The sequence below is a fragment of the Agromyces molybdatiresistens genome (assembly GCF_052748445.2).
On sequence record NZ_CM188258.1, the window covers coordinates 1,140,434 to 1,157,853 of the forward strand.

General features: G+C 73.1%; 14 protein-coding genes. 4 read left to right on the forward strand and 10 right to left on the reverse strand.

Annotated elements, in window-relative coordinates; all coding sequences use genetic code 11:
• Positions 1–11 precede the first annotated feature (11 nt).
• Complete coding sequence (locus ACULK2_RS05205; protein ID WP_445970274.1) at positions 12–1,268, reverse strand: MFS transporter; 1,257 nt, start codon at positions 1,266–1,268, stop codon at positions 12–14.
• A gap of 163 nt (positions 1,269–1,431) precedes the next feature.
• Between ACULK2_RS05205 and ACULK2_RS05210 the strand changes: the two genes are divergently transcribed.
• Positions 1,432–1,938 (forward strand): MarR family winged helix-turn-helix transcriptional regulator, encoded by a 507-nt coding sequence (locus ACULK2_RS05210; RefSeq protein WP_445970264.1) that lies wholly within the window; start codon positions 1,432–1,434, stop codon positions 1,936–1,938.
• 3 nt (positions 1,939–1,941) lie between these two features.
• On the opposite strand, the gene ACULK2_RS05215 is transcribed toward ACULK2_RS05210, so the two are convergent.
• The 6 genes from ACULK2_RS05215 to ACULK2_RS05240 all read right to left on the reverse strand — a co-directional run bounded on the left by ACULK2_RS05215 (position 1,942) and on the right by ACULK2_RS05240 (position 8,588).
• Positions 1,942–2,427 carry an SRPBCC family protein gene (locus ACULK2_RS05215; RefSeq protein WP_445970263.1) on the reverse strand — a complete coding sequence of 162 codons (486 nt, stop codon included), beginning with the start codon at positions 2,425–2,427 and terminating at the stop codon, positions 1,942–1,944.
• The gene (locus tag ACULK2_RS05220; protein WP_445970262.1) at positions 2,424–2,828 is read right to left on the reverse strand and encodes a RidA family protein; all 405 of its coding nucleotides are present in this window, start codon (positions 2,826–2,828) and stop codon (positions 2,424–2,426) included. Before ACULK2_RS05220 ends, ACULK2_RS05215 begins: the two co-directional genes overlap by 4 nt.
• Positions 2,829–2,907: 79 nt before the next feature.
• Positions 2,908–5,367 carry a beta-xylosidase/alpha-l-arabinosidase gene (locus ACULK2_RS05225; protein ID WP_445970261.1) on the reverse strand — a complete coding sequence of 820 codons (2,460 nt, stop codon included), beginning with the start codon at positions 5,365–5,367 and terminating at the stop codon, positions 2,908–2,910.
• Positions 5,364–6,254 (reverse strand): carbohydrate ABC transporter permease, encoded by an 891-nt coding sequence (locus ACULK2_RS05230; RefSeq protein ID WP_445970260.1) that lies wholly within the window; start codon positions 6,252–6,254, stop codon positions 5,364–5,366. The genes ACULK2_RS05225 and ACULK2_RS05230 overlap by 4 nt, the downstream gene beginning before the upstream one ends.
• Positions 6,251–7,285, reverse strand: a complete 1,035-nt coding sequence (locus ACULK2_RS05235; protein WP_445970259.1) for a carbohydrate ABC transporter permease — start codon at positions 7,283–7,285, stop codon at positions 6,251–6,253. Before ACULK2_RS05235 ends, ACULK2_RS05230 begins: the two co-directional genes overlap by 4 nt.
• Positions 7,286–7,292: 7 nt before the next feature.
• On the reverse strand, positions 7,293–8,588 hold the full coding sequence (locus ACULK2_RS05240; protein ID WP_445970258.1) for an extracellular solute-binding protein: 1,296 nt from the start codon (positions 8,586–8,588) through the stop codon (positions 7,293–7,295).
• A 135-nt stretch (positions 8,589–8,723) separates the two neighbouring features.
• On the opposite strand from ACULK2_RS05240, the gene ACULK2_RS05245 reads away from it, so the two are divergent.
• The 3 genes from ACULK2_RS05245 to ACULK2_RS05255 all read left to right on the forward strand — a co-directional run bounded on the left by ACULK2_RS05245 (position 8,724) and on the right by ACULK2_RS05255 (position 12,414).
• The gene (locus ACULK2_RS05245) at positions 8,724–9,923 is read left to right on the forward strand and encodes an ROK family protein (protein WP_445970257.1); all 1,200 of its coding nucleotides are present in this window, start codon (positions 8,724–8,726) and stop codon (positions 9,921–9,923) included.
• Positions 9,924–10,174: 251 nt separating this feature from the next.
• A complete protein-coding gene (locus tag ACULK2_RS05250) occupies positions 10,175–11,446 on the forward strand; it encodes a multidrug effflux MFS transporter (RefSeq protein ID WP_445970256.1) in 1,272 nt (423 codons plus the stop codon).
• Between the two features lie 140 nt (positions 11,447–11,586).
• On the forward strand, positions 11,587–12,414 hold the full coding sequence (locus ACULK2_RS05255) for a phosphatase PAP2 family protein (protein ID WP_445970255.1): 828 nt from the start codon (positions 11,587–11,589) through the stop codon (positions 12,412–12,414).
• Between the two features lie 37 nt (positions 12,415–12,451).
• On the opposite strand, the gene xdhC is transcribed toward ACULK2_RS05255, so the two are convergent.
• Genes xdhC through ACULK2_RS05270 form a run of 3 tightly spaced genes read right to left on the reverse strand, consistent with a single transcriptional unit; the run spans position 12,452 to position 17,407 of the window.
• Positions 12,452–13,309: a xanthine dehydrogenase accessory protein XdhC gene (gene xdhC / locus ACULK2_RS05260; protein WP_445970254.1), complete on the reverse strand. Its 858-nt coding sequence runs from the start codon at positions 13,307–13,309 to the stop codon at positions 12,452–12,454.
• Between the two features lie 13 nt (positions 13,310–13,322).
• Positions 13,323–15,842: a xanthine dehydrogenase molybdopterin binding subunit gene (gene xdhB, locus ACULK2_RS05265; RefSeq protein ID WP_445970253.1), complete on the reverse strand. Its 2,520-nt coding sequence runs from the start codon at positions 15,840–15,842 to the stop codon at positions 13,323–13,325.
• Positions 15,839–17,407 (reverse strand): xanthine dehydrogenase small subunit, encoded by a 1,569-nt coding sequence (locus ACULK2_RS05270; RefSeq protein ID WP_445970252.1) that lies wholly within the window; start codon positions 17,405–17,407, stop codon positions 15,839–15,841. The genes xdhB and ACULK2_RS05270 overlap by 4 nt, the downstream gene beginning before the upstream one ends.
• Positions 17,408–17,420: the final 13 nt, after the last annotated feature.

Below are 17,420 nucleotides of genomic sequence, written 5' to 3' on the forward strand. Positions count from 1 at the left end.
GGTCGCTGTCGTCAGGCCGCGCCCGCGACCGGGATCGGCCGGGTGAGCGGCGGCTCCGCCGCTCGGCGCGACGCGACGAGCGCGCGGTGCACGCGCCAGGCGGCGAACACGGCGAGCACGCTCACGCCGAGGTGCATCCACAGGAATCCGTCGACGAGTCCGGCGCCGAGCAGCACGCCCGCGACGAGCGGACCGGCCGCGGTGAACGCCGTCTGCAGCGCCGCCATGGTGCCGAGCGTCTGGCCGACCATGCCCTTGGGCGCGAGCGACGCCGTGAGCGGGTTCAGCACGGGGCTGTAGATCGTCTCGCCGACCGCGAAGACGCCGTAGGTCATGACGAAGATCGCCGCGGCGAGGCCGGGGGCCAGTTGCGCCGCCGAGAGCCCGAGCCACGCGATCACCCAGATCGCACCGACGCCCATGAGCAGCACGGGCGCGCTGCGCTTGGCAGTGAGACGCACCATGACCACCTGGATCGCGACGATCACGAGGCAGTTCACGGCCGCCGCAGTGCCGATCACGGTCGGGTCGACGCCCAGCACGGTGATGCCGTAGGCGGGCAGGCCCGCCTCGAACTGCGCGTAGAAGCCGAGCGCGAGGGTGATCGTCACGATCGCGGTCCAGCGGAGGGCCGGGGTGGCGAAGATGATGCGCAGGATGCCGCGCGAGCGCGCCTCGACGGCGCGGATCGAGCCGGTCGGGTCGGCCGCGAACTCGGTGGGCACGACGGCGCCCCGGCCGGCCAGCCAGATGATGGCGGATGACACGGCGAATCCCGCCGCCGCCATGAGGAAGCCGACGTCGAGGCCGTCGTGACGGTCGAGGTCGACCAGGAGCCCGGCGATGAACGCCCCCGCGGCCATGCCGAGCGCCTCGCCCGTGAACTTGTAGGCGAAGACCTTGCGGCGGTCGTCGCTCGAGGACCACTGCAGCGCCAGCACCTGCTTCGCGGGAGCGGCGGCCGAGAGGCCCATGCCGAACACGAGCATGCCCGCGAGGAACGCGCCGGGCTCGTCGGCGACGATGAGCGAGGCCGCGGCGGCGGCGCCGATCAGCTGGGCGGCGACGGCGACCCGCACGGGCGGGAACCGGTCGCTGAGCCGGCCCGCGAGGGGCGCGGCCACGAGCGCTCCGACCGAGAAGAGCGAGGCCGCGCCCGCCGCGACGAGTGCGCCCCAGCCCCTCGTCTCGGCGGCATAGGCGTACTGGTAGGGCAGGATCCCGCCCCATCCCAGGGAACCGATGCTCGAGGCGAGGACGAGCAGCATCGCGCGCACGGGCGCACTCCTTTCGCGTGGTCGATCGCGGAGCGATCGATGACGGATGCCGCGGCCGGTCGCCGCGGCGACACCCTCGCCATCCACGGCTTCGGTGTCGAATACTTCGATGTCGAAATCTTAGCAACCGAAAGCGGTGTGCGAGAATTCCCGCATGGCGAGACGCGGGCCGAGTGCGGCCGAGCAGCACCGCAGGGCCGTCGCGGCCTACGTCGCCGCGGGTGGCGAGGAGTCGGTGCAGCGCGTGATCACGGCCGTGCAGGGCCTCTCGCGGAAGCTCGACCAGTGGTACGCGCGGCAACTCGCCGACCTCGGCATCACGGCGGGCGAATGGGCGGTGGTCGCGACGCTCGCGAAGGACGGCGGAGCGCTCACCCCGAGCCAGCTCGCCGACCTCACGAACGTTGCGCCGTCATCGATGACCCACCGGCTCGACAAGCTCGTCGAGCGCGGCTTCGTGGAGCGCACTCCCGACGCCGAGAACCGCACGCGCATCCTCGTGAAGCTCACCGAACCCGGCTGGGAGTTCTTCAGCCTCGCGATCCGCGGCTCCGACGTGGTCGAGTCCGACGTGCTGCAGGACCTCGGCGACGCCGAGCGCGGCGAGCTCGCCCGCCTGCTCGAGGTCGTGATCGCCCGGCTCGACGACGTCGACGCCTGAATCTCAGACGGGGTCGGGCATCGCGCCGCCCGAGGCCAGGTGATCGAGGATCGCGCTGCGCCACTCGGCGATGTACGCCGCGTACCCGTCGGCGAAGCGCGCGAGGTCCGCCGCGGCATCCGTCGTCGTGGCGGTGAGGTCGTACCCGACGCGTACGCGGGTTCCGCCCTCGACGTCGTCGAGCTCGACCGTCACGGTGCCGGCCGTCCACCGCTCGGCCACGCGCGCGTAGCGCACGCCGCGGCCCGGCTCGCAGTCGAGCACGATCCACGTCGTCAGGCGATCGCGGTCGTCGCGGGTCTGCCAGACCGTGCCGACCTCGAGGTCGTCGGGGTCGCCGACGAAGAAGCTCGGGACCCAGCCCGGTACCCACAGTTCCTCGCCGCGGGCCGTGAACAGCCGGAACGCCGCGCGTCGGGTGAGCGGGAGCTCGAACTCCTCCCGCAGGACGGCGCGCGCCCCGACCGATCCGCCCGGTGAGGCGGTCATCGATCGACCGCCTCGGCGCTCGGGATCGCGGCGATGGCGTCGACCTCGACCAGCGCGCCCGGGCGGGCAGGGGCGACCATGAGGACGGTCACGGCGGTGCGGTGCGCGCCCCACACCGCCGCGCTCGCGGCGAAGCCGTCGGCGGGATCGATGCCGGGCGCCAGGTGGATGGTGAGCTTCACGACGTGCTCGGGCCCCGTGCCCGCCGCGGCGAGCACGGCGAGCACGTTGCGCAGCGCCTGCTCGGTCTGCGCGCGGAGACCCCTGAGCAGCGTTCCCGACGCGTCGATGCCGTTCTGCCCGCCCACGAAGAGCAGCGGGCCCGCCGGGGCGATCATCCCCTGCGCGAAGGCCGGACTGGTCGGAAGCTCGTCGGGATCGACCGGCGTGACGTGGGTCATGGCAGGCTCCTCTCGGGTCGCTCCGAGTCTGCCCCACCCGACCGACATGCCGCCGGCCGACCCGTGGCCGAGGAGATGCTCACCCGTCGACCCGCTCGATCGACACCGCGGCGTGCAGCGCACGGCGGTGGTCGACGACGCGGACCGGCCCCTCGAGGCGCACCGGATGCGCGTCCACCAGGTCGCCGCTCGAGCGGCCCGCGGAGAGCACGATCCCGCCCGGCTCGACGATGCGCTCGCCCGTGCGCGAGGTGAACGATGCGAGATCGGCCGGCACCGTGAAGCGCACGTCGGCCGCGGCGCCCGGCTCGAGCTCGACCCGGGCGAAGCCCACGAGCCGTTGCACGGGTCGTACGACCGATGCGACCGGGTCGTGCAGGTAGAGCTGCACGACCTCGGCCCCCGCACGATCGCCCGCGTTCCGCACGCGCAGGCGCACCGTGACCGCGCCGTCCGTCGCGATCGACGACTCGCCTCCCGTGAACGCCGCCCACTCGAAGCTCGAGTAGCCGAGCCCGTGACCGAAGGGGAAGGCCGGCGTCGGGTCGATGTTCGACACGTCGCTCGCCCGCGCGAGCGGCGGCGCGAGATAGGTCGTCGGCTGGGCGCCCGGCGTCGCCGGGATCGACACGGGCAGGCGTCCGCTCGGGTTCACGCGGCCGCTCAGCACGCCGGCTATCGCACCGGCACCCTCCTCGCCCGCGAAGAAGGCCTGCACGATGCCCGCAGCCTCGGAGGTCGCGCGCCCGAGCGCGTACGGGCGTCCCGCCAGCAGCGCCAGCACGGTCGGCGTCCCGGTGTCGAGCACCGCGTCGACGAGCGCCTGCTGCGCGCCCGGCAGCGCGAGCGTCTCGGCGTCGCAGCCCTCGCCGCTGGTTCCGCGGCCGAAGAGCCCGGCGCGGTCGCCGAGCGCGAGCACGACGAGGTCCGCGGATGCCGCGAGCGCGACCGCCTCGTCCAACCCGTCGGTCTCGCCGCCGTCCACGCTCGTGCCGACCGCGTGCCGGACCTCGCTGCCGGGGAACTCCGCGCGGAGCGCCGCGAGCAGCGTCGGGATGCGGATGCCCATCTCGACGCCCGGATGCTGCGTCACGACGTGCGTGGGGAAGGAGTAGCAGCCGAGCATCGCATACGGGTCGTCGGCGTTCGGCCCGATCACCGCGACCACGGGCGGCGAGGCCGCGCCGGCGGGATCGACCGGCAGGGTGCCGTCGTTCCTGACGAGCACGACCGCGCGTTCGGCGAGTTCGCGCGCGAGCGCGCGGTTGGCGGCGGAGTCGAGGTCGATGCGTCCGCGCAACCGGTCGGCGTGCGCCGCGTCGGCGTCCGCGAGGTCGGCGTCGGCGAGTCCGAGGCCCGCGAGCGCGGGCGGCACCGGCGACCAGTCGGCGTCGAGCAGGCCGAGCTCGGCCTTCTGCCGCAGGACGCGCTGCAGCGCGGTGTCGACGAGCGACACCGGCACCGCGCCCGCCGCCACGGCCGCGCGCAGCGGCTCGCCGAACGCCTTGACCGTCGGCAGCTCGACGTCGATGCCGGCCTCGAGCGCCGCGGCCGCGGCATCCGCCCACGTGTCGGCGACGCCGTGCAGCAGCTTCAGGAACGCCACCGCGAAGTAGTCCGCGACGACCGTGCCGTCGAAGCCCCACGTCTCGCGGAGGAGCTCGGTGAGCAGCCAGCGGTCGGCGGCCGACGGCACGCCGTCGAGGTCGGAGTACGAGTTCATGACGCTGCGCGCCCCGCCCTCGCGGATCGCCATCTCGAACGGCGGCAGCAGCACGTCGCCGAGTTCGCGGGGCCCGATCGACACGGGTGCGAGGTTGCGCCCGGCCCTCGAGGCCGAGTACCCGACGAAGTGCTTCAGCGTCGCGACGACGCCGGATGCCTCGAGCCCGCGCACGTACGCCGTGCCGACCGCTCCGACGAGGTACGGGTCCTCGCCGATGGTCTCCTCGACGCGGCCCCAGCGCGCGTCGCGGACGACGTCGAGCACGGGTGCGAGGCCCTGGTGCACGCCGACGGCGCGCATGTCGGCGCCGATGCGGCGCGCCATCCGCTCGACGAGCAGCGGGTCGAACGACGCGCCCCATGACAGCGGGACCGGGTACGCCGTGGCGCCCCAGGCGGCGAAGCCCGCGAGGCACTCGTCGTGCGCGAGCGCCGGGATGCCGAGCCGGTTGGCCCCGGCGATGCGCTGCTGCATGCGCGCGAGCGAGAGCGCGCCGACCGCCGCGTCGACCGGAGCCGTGCCGAACGGGCGCGTCACCTGGCCGAGGCCGGAGGGGAGCAGCGCGTCGAGGTCGACGTCGTCGTTCAGGTCGTGCTGGTGCGGGGCGACGTCGCCGCCGCCGTCGTCGGCCGCGCCGACCCACACGCCGTACAGCTGCGCGAGCTTCTCGTCGAGCGTCATCTCCGACATGAGCGCGGCCACGCGCTCGTCGATCGGTCGGGACGCGTCGCGCCACGCGGCATCCGGCGCCTGCAGGGTGCCGCCCCGCGCGGTCGCTCCGCCGAACGGGGTCGAGCCGTCGAGCGCGGTCATCCCTTCACCGCCCCGGTGAGGCCGCCGACGATCCGACGCTCGAACACGCTGAAGAAGATGAGCGCGGGGATCATCGACAGGGACGTGAACGCGAGCACCTTGGCCGTGTCGACCGAGTACTCCGAGGAGAACGCCTGCACGCCGAGGGGCAACGTGAACGCCGCCTGGTCGTTGAGGATGAACAAGGGGAGGAGGTAGCTGTTCCAGCTTCCGATGAACGCGAGGATGCCGACGGTCACCACGCCCGGGATCGAGAGCGGGAGCACCATCCGCCAGAAGAAGCCCAGTCGGCTGCAGCCGTCGATCGCGGCGGCCTCCTGGATCTCCTCGGGGATCGCACGAAGGAACGGCACCAGGATGATGATCGTGGCCGGGAGCGCGAACGCGACCTGCGGCAGGATGACGCCACCGAGGGAGTTCATCAGGCCGAGCGAGCGGACGACGATGTAGAGCGGCGTGATCGCCACCGTCAGCGGGAACATCAAGCCGGCGGCGAAGAGGGCGTAGAGCGCCCCCCGCCCGGCGAAACGGTACCGGGCCAGGACGAAGCTCGCCATGAGGCCGAGCACGATGACGCCGAGCGTCGTGGCGATGCCGACGATCGCGGAGTTCAGCACCTGTCGCCAGAACACCTCGCCGGTCAACACATCGAGGTAGTTCGCGAAGACCCACGGGTCCGGCATCCCCGACGGGTCGACGGTGATCTGCGAGTTCGTGCGGAAGCCGCCGACGATGATGTAGGCGATCGGCGCGAGCATCAGGCCGATCACGATCAGCGCGACGAGATACACGATCGGGCTCGCGGCCCGCAGCCCGGACGACCTGGGTCCCCGGCTCCGTCGGTCCAGTGGAATCACCGCGGCGGCGGTCTCGGGATAGGCGGTCATCCGTGGAACCGGCCCTTCTTCTTCTGATCTCCGGTGATCGCGCCTTCGGTGTCGCGTCGGAGGACGAATCGCTGGTAGACGAGTGCCACCACGAGCGAGATGACGAACAGCACGACGGCCACGGCGTTGCCGTACCCGAAGTTGCCGGCATTCCTGCCTTCGGCCACCATGTACGTCGCCATGGTGGAGGTGCCGGCGGTCGAGGCGACGTACTGGCCCCAGATGATGTACACGAGGTCGAACAACTGGAGTGATCCGATGATCGACAGGAAGGCCCAGATCCGGAGCGTCGGCCCCATGAGCGGCAGCGTGATGTGGCGCTGGATCTGCCAGAACGTCGCACCGTCGATCGCGGCGGCCTCGTTGAGCTCCTCCGGGATGCCCTGCAGGCCCGCCAGGAAGAGGATGACGGCGAAGCCGATGTACTTCCAGGTGATGATGCCCATCAGCGTCCAGATCGCGAGGTCGGGATTGCTCAGCCAGTCCTGGGCGAGGAAGCCCAGGCCCGCCTTCTCGAGCAGGTCGTTGACCGCGCCGTTGGTCTGGAGCATGAGGCTCCAGCCGGTGCCGACGACGACCTCGGCGATCACGTACGGGACGAAGATGAGGACCCGGATGATCGACTGGCCGCGCATCCGGCGATTCAGGAGCAGGGCGAGCAGGAACGCGGCCGGCCCCTGCAGCAGCAGCGACAGCACCACGATGGTGCCGTTGTGCAGCACCGCCTCCTGGAAGGCGGTGTCCTGGATGATGGTGACGTAGTTCCGGAATCCGATGAAGTCGGTGGGCGGTCCATAGCCCTTCCAGCTGAAGAAGCCGTAGTACGCGGCCATGACGACCGGGAAGATCACCAGGCCGAGGAACACGATCAGTGCCGGTCCGACGAGCAGGGCGATCTCGAGCCTGGCGCCCCAGCCGACCCCGCGGCGCCGCCGGGGGGACGGGGGCGCCGCCTGGGCGGCGCCCCCGTCGTGGTGCGCGGGCCCTGCCGGCACGTCGATCTCCGTCGCAGAGTCCACGCGAGCGGTCATCGCCGGATCACTCCTTGGCGGCGGCCGCGTCGACGGCCTCGATGATCTGCTCCGGCGAGCCGCTGCCGGCGAGCATGTCGACGACCGCGACGTTCAGCGCGTTGCCGACGTTCTGCCCGTAGACCGTGTCGAGCCACTGCGATGCATACGGCGCCGCGTTGTACGCCTCGAGGATCGCCTGGAGGTAGGGCTCCGTGACGGCCTCCTGGGCGACCGTGTTCACGGGCGGTGCGTTGAACGCCTCGTAGTAGGCCTTCTGCACGTCGGCGGTGCCGATGTAGTTGAGGAAGTCGACGCACGCGTCGGGGGCGTCCACCGAGCACGAGTACCCGTCCACGCCACCCATCATCGAGCCGGGCTCACCGTCGCCGCCCTCGACCTCGGGGAAGGGGAACCAGGCCAGGTCGGGGAGCGGCTGCTGGTCGGGCGTCAGCGAGGCGATCACACCCGGGTCCCACGCGCCCATGAGTTCCATCGAGGCCTCGTGGTTCGCGACGAGACCGGCAGAACTGCCGGCGCCCTGCTGGGCCGACGTCGTGAGGAAGCCCTGGTTGAAGGGCTCGGTCGCGGCGAAGTCCTGGAGGTCCTCGCCGGCGCGGATCCAGCATTCGTCGCTGAAGTCGCGTTCGTCAGCGGCCTTGGCGAGCGTGTCCGGGCTGCACTCGCGGAGAGCGAACCAGTAGTACCAGTGCGCGGCCGGCCAGGCGTCCTTCGCGCCGAGCGCGACCGGCGCGATCCCCGCGTCCTTCAGCTTCGAGACGGCGTCGTCGAACTCGTCCATCGTGGTGGGGTTCTCGGTGATGCCGGCCTCGTCGAACAGGTCCTGGCTGTAGAACATGCCGCCGGGAAGCACTGCGACGGGCATCGCGTAGATCTTGCCGTCGAGGGTGTTGGCCGAGTACGCGGCTTCCGGGATCTCCTCGGCGGCCGCCCCGGCGATGCTGTCGGTGAGGTCCTTGAGCTGGCCCGCCTCGACCATCGCCGCCATCTTGCCGCCACCGCGCTGGAGGAAGACGTCCGGTGCGTCACCGGCATTGAGCGCGGTCTGGAGCTTGCCGTCGAGGTCTTCGTTCTGGATCGCCTGGACGTCGATCGTGACCCCGGGGTTGTCGGCTTCGAAATCGGCGACCGTCGTGTCCCAGAATTCCTTCCCCGGTCCCGTCGAGGCGTTGTGCCAGAGCGTCATTGCGACGTCTCCTCCGTCGCTCTGCGAGTCTCCCGCGCTGCACGCCGCGAGAGCGCCGGCCGTGAGGAGTGCGGCGGTTCCGGCCGCCGCGATCCTGCCGATGCTGCGTCTGTTCATCATTGAACCTCTCGAAATTTTCGACTGCTACGTCGAAAGTGATCTGGACGTGTCGAATATACGCCGCAGACGATATGCGGTCAAGCGCAACATATTCGGCGGGGCGACATCCGTTCGGGGCTCGGCGAACCTAGAGTGGGGCGCGTGACCGATCGCACCGCAAGCTCCGGAAGTTTCGACGGGGTGCACCGCCGGAATCTCGCGAGGATCCTCGGGCTCGCCCATCTCGAGGGGCCCCTGTCGCGCGCGCGCATCACCTCGCTCACGGGGCTCAACCGATCGACCGTCGCCTCGCTTTCCGGGGAGCTCGTCGACCTCGGCCTGGTGGAGGAGCGGGCACCCGATCCCACGAACCGCGTCGGCCGCCCCTCGCCGGTCATCGCGCCGCATCCCGGCGTGGTGGCGGTGGCGGTGAACCCGGAGGTCGACGCCGTGACGATCGCCGCCGTCGGACTGGGCGGCCGCATCGACGCGCGCGAACGCATCGAGGTCGACGACCTCGTGAGTCCCGAGCGCACCGCGCTGCTCGTCGCCGACGCGATCCGGCGCTGGCGCGACGGCGACCTCGCCCACGCCAGGTTCGCCGGCGTGGGCCTCGCCGTACCCGGGCTCGTGCGCACGTCGGACGGGCTCGTGCGATTCGCGCCGCACCTCGAGTGGCGCGACGCGCCGGTGCGCGAGTTCGTCGAGGAGGCCACCGGCCTGCCGACCACGGTCGGCAACGACGCGAGCCTCGGCGCGCTCGCCGAGCACCTGTTCGGTGCGGGGCGCGGCGTCGACGACCTCGTGTACCTCAACGGCGGCGCGAGCGGCATCGGCGGCGGGCTCGTCGTGCACGGCCGCGCCGTGGGCGGTCACAGCGGCTACGCGGGCGAGTTCGGGCAGAACCGGCCGGGCATCGCCACGACGGACGACCGTCGGGCCGACGGCGGCGTGCTCGAGGACGAGGTCGGTCGCGCCCGGCTGCTCGAGACCGTCGGGCTGCGCTCGGCCGACGAGCCGACGCTCGCCGGAGCCATCCGCTCGGCCCTCGGAACGGGCGACCCGGCGATCGCCGCCGAGCTCGACCGGCAGCGCCGGATCCTCGCGACCGCGCTCGCGAACGCCGTGAACGTGCTGAACCCGTCCCTCGTGATCCTCGGCGGGTTCCTCGCCACGCTCGCGGAGCAGGATCCCGACGCGCTGCGCACCGCCGTGGCGGCCCAGGCGATGCCCGCCGCGATGGAGGACGTCGAGGTCGTGGTGGCAGCGCTGGGTGAGGACCGCCTGATGATCGGCGCCGCCGAACTCGCCTTCGCGAGGCTGCTCGACGACCCGCTCTCGGTCGCCCGCTGAGTCGCCCGCGCGCCGCCGTCGGTCCGCCCGTCGCGCCCCGATCCACGCGCCGGTGCGGCCTCGGCTTGCGTGACCGGGGGGCCGTCCCGCTAGAATCGAACCTCAGTCGAATCGATTCGAGGCCGCACCGGCCGAGATCGCTCCCGGCGGCGCCCCACGGGGCGCCGTTCCTGTTCGCCCGGCGCCCGACGGCGTGCGCCAGCGCAGCCGCCTCCGCACGACCGCCACTCCAGCACGCCTCGGGAACCGCCATGTCCACCGCCTCCATCCCCATCGTCCGCCCGGACGACTACACCGCTGCCCGCCACCCCGGCGACCTGCTGAGCCGACGCCAGCGGCTCGTCTACGTCCTGGTGCTCGGCGCGCTCACCGCGCTCGGTCCGTTCACGGTCGACCTGTACCTGCCGGCCTTCCCGGCGCTCGAGTCCGAGTTCGGCGTCGGCCCCGCGGCCGTGCAGATCACGCTCACGGGCACCATGATCGGGTTCGGCCTCGGCCAGCTCATCGTCGGCCCCTGGAGCGACAAGGTCGGTCGCCGCCTGCCGCTCATCCTCGCGACCGCGCTCCACATCGTGGCGTCGGTCGCCGCGGCGCTCGCGCCCGACATCGCCTGGCTCGCGTTCTTCCGCCTCATGCAGGGCTTCGGCGCGGCCGCGGGCGGCGTCGTCGCGATGGCCATGGTCCGCGACCTGTTCGGCGGCAAGCCGCTCGTGCGCATGCTCTCGCGCCTCGCGCTCGTCAACGGCCTGGCACCGGTACTCGCGCCGGTCATCGGGTCGCAGCTGCTCGCCTTCATGGACTGGCGCGGCGTGTTCTGGGTGCTCGCCGGCTACGGCGTCGCCGTCGTGCTCGCGGTCGGGTTCCTGATCGTCGAGACGCTGCCCGAGTCGCGCCGTCACGTCGCAGGCCACTCGTCGATGCGCGAGCGCTACCGCGCGCTCTTCCGCGACCGCGTCTACCTCGGCGCCGCGATCATCGGCGGCATGACGTTCACCGGCCTGTTCGCCTACCTGACGACGTCGTCGTTCCTGTTCCAGCAGGTGTACGCCTTCACCCCGCAGGAGTACGGGCTCCTCTTCGCGGTCAACTCCGTCGGCGTGATCATCGGCGTGCAGACGTCGTCGCGCCTGATCCGCGGGCCGATCCCGCCGCAGTACGTGCTCGCGGGCACGACGATCGTGCATGCCGCGATGGCGATCGCGATCATCGTGCTCGACTCGTCGGGCGCCGGGTTCTGGGGCACGGCGATCCCGCTGTGGATCTACATCCTCGCGTGCGGGTTCACCTTCCCCGCCGTGCAGGTCCTCGCGCTCGCGCACCACGGCGCGGAGGCCGGCACCGCCGCGTCGCTGCTCGGTGCGCTGAACTTCGGCCTCGCGGGCATGATCTCGCCGCTCCTCGGCCTGTTCGGCGTCGACAGCGCCGTCCCGATGGCCGCGTTCATGCTCGGCGCGGCCGTGGTCGCGATCGCCTCGGTGTGGTTCCTCGTCCGCCCGAAGACGGTGCCCGCGCTCACCGACTGACCGGCGAGACGAGCGGATGCCGCGAGCCGCCGGCCGCGGCATCCGCTCGTCCCACGGCGTCGGGTCCCGGGACGGGAGCGGTCCGGGGCACGCGGTCCCGGTACCGCGCCGCGCCGCGTCGCCGCGATTAGCGTGTCTCCATGAGCGAACCCGCCAGCCACGACGCCGTCCGGACCGAGTCCTCCGGAGACGAGAGCCCGGAGGAGGTGACCGAACGCGGTCCGCAGACCGCGACGGGGGAGAGCCTCGAACCCGAGGCGCGCGAGGAGCGCACCGAGCACGTGGGGCGGTTCGTCCCGTTCGCAGCGGGGATCGCCTCGGTCGTCATCGCCGTGGTGCTCGGCCTCATCATCCTCCTGCGCGCCGAGACGCTGTTCGAGGTCGACGAGGAGTGGGCGGAGGACGTCTTCACCCTCCGCGGCCCGATCGGCGACGTCTTCGCGTTCGGCATGGATGCCCTCGGCGGCGGCATCATGGGCGTATTCGTCGTGCCGATCACCATCGCGGTGGTCCTGCTCGTGCTCCGCAGGCCGTGGGCCGCGCTGTACTTCGTGGTCGCCTCGGCGGCGAGCGCGCTGGTCGTGCAGGTCCTGAAGAACCTGTTCGGACGTGCCCGGCCGGAGGACATCCTCGTGATCTCCGACTTCGGCTCGTTCCCGTCGGGGCACGTGGCGAACGCCGCGACCATCGCCGTCACGCTCGGCATCATCTGGCCGCGGACCTGGGTCTGGGTGGCCGGCGGGATCTACACGCTCCTCATGGCGATCAGCCGCACCTACCTCGGCGCGCACTGGGTCACCGACACGATCGGCGGCGCGCTCGTCGGAGCCGGTGCCGCCCTCCTCGTCTGGACGCTCTTCGCCCAGAAGCTCGAGCGCGAACGCCTCGCCCGGTCCGCGATCATCGCCGAGCGCAACCGCGCGTTCGCGCAGTCGCACGTGACCCCGCCCGCCCGCCCCCGCGCCTGAGCACCGTCGCCCGGAGCCTGCCCCCGCGGGGAGCGCGTCAGCCGTCGCCGGCGCGCGCGGGCGCCAACCGCTCGATGCGCTGCAGGAGCTCGGCGGCGACGCTCACGGCGATCGCGGCGGGCTCCTTCGAGTGGATGCCGTCGATCCCGATCGGGGTCTCGATCCGGGCGAGCGCCGCGTCGTCGTGTCCGGCGGAGGCGAGCTGCGTGCGGAAGCGCGCCCACTTCGATCGCGAGCCGATGAGGCCGATCGAGCCGAGCCCGGGCGTCCGGAGGGCGGTGTCGCAGATCGCGAGGTCCTCGGCGTGGTCGTGCGTCATCACGAGCACGTGCGCGCCGGTCGGCAGGTCGGCGAGCGCCGCCTCGGGCACCGGAACGCGGTGCATGCGGATCGTCGCGACCGCGTCGGCGAACGGCCCGGATCCACCGGGCACCCCGGCGACGCGCGGCTCGCCGACCCGCTCGGGCGCCAGCATGGCCTCGCGCGAGTCGACCAGGTCGAGCTCGAGCGGATGCCGCGCGAGGATCCGGGCGAGCTCGAGGCCGACGTGCCCCAGGCCGAAGATCGCGACGGCCGGCACGACCGGCAGGGGCTCGAGCAGCATCGTGACCTCTCCTCCGCAGCACTGCACGCCGTAGTCGACGGCGGCCCGGTCGCTCAGGGTGAGCGTCAGCAGCTCGGGCTCGGCGGCGCCGGCGCCGAGCATCTCCCGTGCCCGGGTGAGCGCGGTCTGCTCGAGGTTGCCGCCGCCGACGGTCCCGACGACCGCGTCCGGCGCGACGACCATCTTCGCGCCGCCGTTGCGCGGGGCGTGACCGCGCACCATGGCGAGCGTGACGAGCACGCCCGGAGTCCGCTCCGCCCGGAGCCGCTGCACGGCGTCGACCCAGTCCATCGGTGCCCGTCCGTCAGTGCCCGGCGGTCAGGTGCCGGGTCCCGGCTCCGGCGGACACCGCGCCCGCCGGGGTGCCGTTCGTCCGCTCCGCGCCGCGTGCGCCGCTCGGGACGCTCTCGGCGGTGGCCCCCGCGCCATCCGCCGCCGTCTCGGCGGGGACCCGGTTCGCGGCCGCCCGCGCCGCCTCGATCGCCCAGAACACGGCCTCGGGCGTCGACGGCGCGCCGAGCTCGACCGAGTGCCCGGCCGGGCCGAACGCCGCGACGGCGTCGCGGATCGCCTCGCGCACGCTGAACGCGAGCATGAGGGGCGGTTCGCCGACCGCCTTCGAGCCGTAGACCGCGCCGTCCTCGTGCGCGCGCTCGAGGAAGTGCACGGTGAACTCGTCGGGCAGCTCCGAGAAGCTCGGCAGCTTGTAGGTGCTCGCCGAGGGCGTCAGCAGGCGGCCGCGGCCCGGACCGTCGGAGTCGTCCCACCGGAGCTCCTCGAGCGTCAGCCAGCCGACGCCCTGCATGAAGCCGCCCTCGACCTGGCCGAGGTCGATGAGCGGGGAGAGCGAGTCGCCGACGTCGTGCACGATGTCGACGCGGCGGATGCGCGTCGCGCCGGTGAACCCGTCGACCTCGACCTCGCTCGCCGCGACCCCGTAGGCGAAGTACTTGAACGGCGTGCCGGTCATCGTCGCCGGATCCCAGCCGAGTCCCTCGGTCCGGTAGAACCCCGCAGCGAACAGCTGCACGCGATCGGCGTAGGCGGCGGCCGCCACGTCGGCGAAGGCGACGGATGCCGCGGCGGCCGCACCGCCCGCGTCGTCGCCGTCGCTCGCGCCCCCGCCGGCGACGGCGTGCACCCGCCCGTCCGCGAATCGCACCGCGTCCTCGGCCACGCCGAGCAGGCGCGCCGCGACCGGCGTCATGCGCGACCGGATCTGCTCGCAGGCGTCCTTCACCGCCCCGCCGTTGAGGTCGGCGCCCGCGGATGCCGCCGTCGCCGACGTGTTCGGCACCTTGTCGGTGCGCGTCGGCGCGAGCCGCACCTGCGCGAGCGGCACCCCGAGCGCCGTGGCGGCGACCTGCAGCATCTTGGTGTGCAGGCCCTGCCCGAGCTCGGTGCCGCCGTGGTTCACGAGCACCGAGCCGTCGGAGTAGACGTGCACGAGCGCGCCGGCCTGGTTGTAGGCCGTGAACGTGAACGAGATGCCGAACTTCACGGGCGTGATCGCGAGGCCGCGCTTGACGTCGGGATCGGCCGCGTTCGCGGCGTCGATCGCGGTGCGGCGCGCCGCGACATCCGCCTCGTCGAGCACCCGCCGCCAGGCGGTGCCGAGCCGCTCCGCGTGCCGCACCTCCATGCCGTAGGGCGTGGTCTGCCCCGGCCGGTAGAGGTTGCGTTCGCGCAGCGTCGTCGCGTCGATCCCGAGGAGCGGGGCGACCCGGCCCAGCACGTCCTCGATCACGAACATGCCCTGCGGCCCGCCGAACCCGCGGAACGCCGTCTGCGACGTGATGTTCGTGCGCGCGATGCGGCCGTGCGCCGTGACGTCCGGGATCCAGTAGGCGTTGTCGAGATGGCAGAGCGCCCGGGCCAGCACGGGCTCGGAGAGGTCCAGGCTCCACCCGCCGTTCGACGTGAGTGTCGCCTCGAGGGCGAGGATGCGCCCGTCGTCGTCGAACCCGGCGCGCCACGTCGCGTGGAACGGGTGCCGCTTGCCGGTCATCGTCGTGTCCTGTGCGCGGGTCAGGCGCACGCGCACGGCCCGGCCTGTGCGCACCGCACCGAGCGCGGCGACCGCCGCGAGCCCGTGCGGCTGCATCTCCTTGCCGCCGAAGCCGCCGCCGAGGCGGAGCGACTGCACGGTCACCCGGTGCTTCGGCACGCCGAGCACGTGCGCCACGATCTCCTGCGTCTCCGACGGGTGCTGCGTGCTCGACTCGACGAACACCTGCCCCTCGGAGTCGACGTGCGCGAACGACGCGTGCGTCTCGAGGTAGAAGTGCTCCTGCCCGCCGACGACGCTCGTCCCCTCGAAGACGTGCGGCGCCGAGGCGAGGGCGGATGCCGCGTCGCCGCGCCGCACGGTGGGCGACGCGCCCTGGAACGAACCGGCGGCGATCGCCTCCTCGACCGTCACGATCGAGGGGAGGTCCTCGTACGCGACCTCGACGGCGGCGGCGCCGATCCTCGCCGCCTCGGCGGTCTCGCCCAGGACCCAGGCGAGGGCGTGGCCGTGGTACTGCGCCTCGTCGGGGAAGAGCGGTTCGTCGCCCTTCGCGCCGCCGTCGTTGACGCCGGGCACGTCGGCGGCCGTGAGCACGTGGACCACGCCGGGCACCGCGAGCGCGGGGGAGACGTCGAGTTCCACGCCCGCGTGGACGTGCGTCGACTGCACGGGCCACGCGGTGAGCACGTCGCGCCGCGTCGCGGCGAGGTCGTCGGTGTAGACCGCGGTGCCGGTCGCGTGCAGCCGGGCGCTCTCGTGGGCGACGGCCGTGCCCACGACGGCGCCGTCGGGCCGGTCGGCGAGCCCGCTCATGCCGGCACCTCCTCGCGGACCTCGTCGCGGGTCGTGGTCCGGTACAGCCGGAGCAGCGACTGCCCGAGCATCGCCGCGCGGTACTCCGCGCTCGCCCGGTGGTCGGACATCGGCGTGCCCTCGCCGCCGAGGACGGCCGCGGCCTCGCGCACGGCGTCCGCGCTCCACTCGCGACCGGTGAGCATCGCCTCGGTGGCGCGCGCGCGGATCGGCGTCGCGGCGACGCCGCCGAGGCCGATGCGGGCGGACGTGACCGTGCCGCGTTCCTCGTCGAGGTCGATCGCGAACGCGACCGCGACGCTCGAGATGTCGTCGTACCGGCGCTTGGCGACCTTGTGGAACGCCGTGAGGTTCGCCGTGGGCCGCGGGATGCGGATGGAGCGGATGAGCTCTCCCCGCTCGCGGACCGTCTGCCGGTAGCCGGTGAAGCACTCGGCGAGGTCGACCTCGCGCTCGCCGTCGGCCGAGACGAACACGAGCCGTGCCTCCAGCGCGAGCAGGGCGGGCGGCGCGTCGCCGATCGGGGAGGCCGTGCCGAGGTTGCCGCCGAGGGTCGCGCGGTTGCGGATCAGCGGCGAGGCGAACTGCGGGAACAGCTCGGCGAGCAGCGGCAGGCGGCCGTCGAGCCGGCGCTCGATCTCGGTGAGCGTCAGCGCGGCGCCGAGTTCGAGGCCCCGGTCGTCGTCCGCGTATGCGCGGAGTTCGTCGAGCCGGTCGATCGCGACCAGGAGCGGCGCGCGGCGACCGCGCAGGTTCGCCTCGACGCCCCAGTCGGTGCAGCCGGCGATCGCGACCGCCTCGGGCTCGTCGCGCAGCAGCGCGAGCGCCTCGTGGAGCGTGCCGGGGCGGACGAACCATCCGCCCTCGGTGCCGATGCGCGTGGCGCGCGCGGCGGGGGCGGGGCGTCGGCGACGCTCCGCGAGCGGGTCGTCCGCCGCGGGCCGGGCGAGGGATGCCGCGGCGTCGCGGATGGGGCGATAGCCCGTGCACCGGCAGAGGTTGCCGCTCAGCGCGTGCAGGTCGAACGGCTCGGAGCCGTCGAGGGCGGCGGCATCGAGGGCGGGGACGTCGACGGCGGCCCCGTTGCCGTCGTCGGCGCCCGTGCGAGCGGATGCCGCGGCATCCGCACCGGCAGTCGAACCCGGGTCACGACCGCCGGAGGCCGTGCCCGCGGCATCCGCACCGCTTCTCGGCCGGTAGAACTCGGCGGCCATGCTGCAGGCGAACCCGGGCGTGCAGTACCCGCACTGCGATCCGCCCGCGGCGGCGAGGGCCGCCTGCACGGGATGCATCCGATCGGGCGTGCCGAGGCCCTCGGCGGTGACGACCTCCTGGCCGTCGAGCGCGGCAGCGGGCGTGAGGCACGCGTTGACGGCCGTCCAGTCGGTGCCGCCGCCGTCGGCGGGCGTCGCGACGAGCACCGCGCAGGCCCCGCACTCACCCTCGGCGCAGCCCTCCTTCGCGCCCGTCAGGCCGATCGAGCGCAGCCAATCGAGCGCGGTCGTCCGGGCCGCGATGCCCGAGGCATCTCGCGGCCGGCCGTTCACGGTGACGACGATGTCCATGCATGGCTCCCTC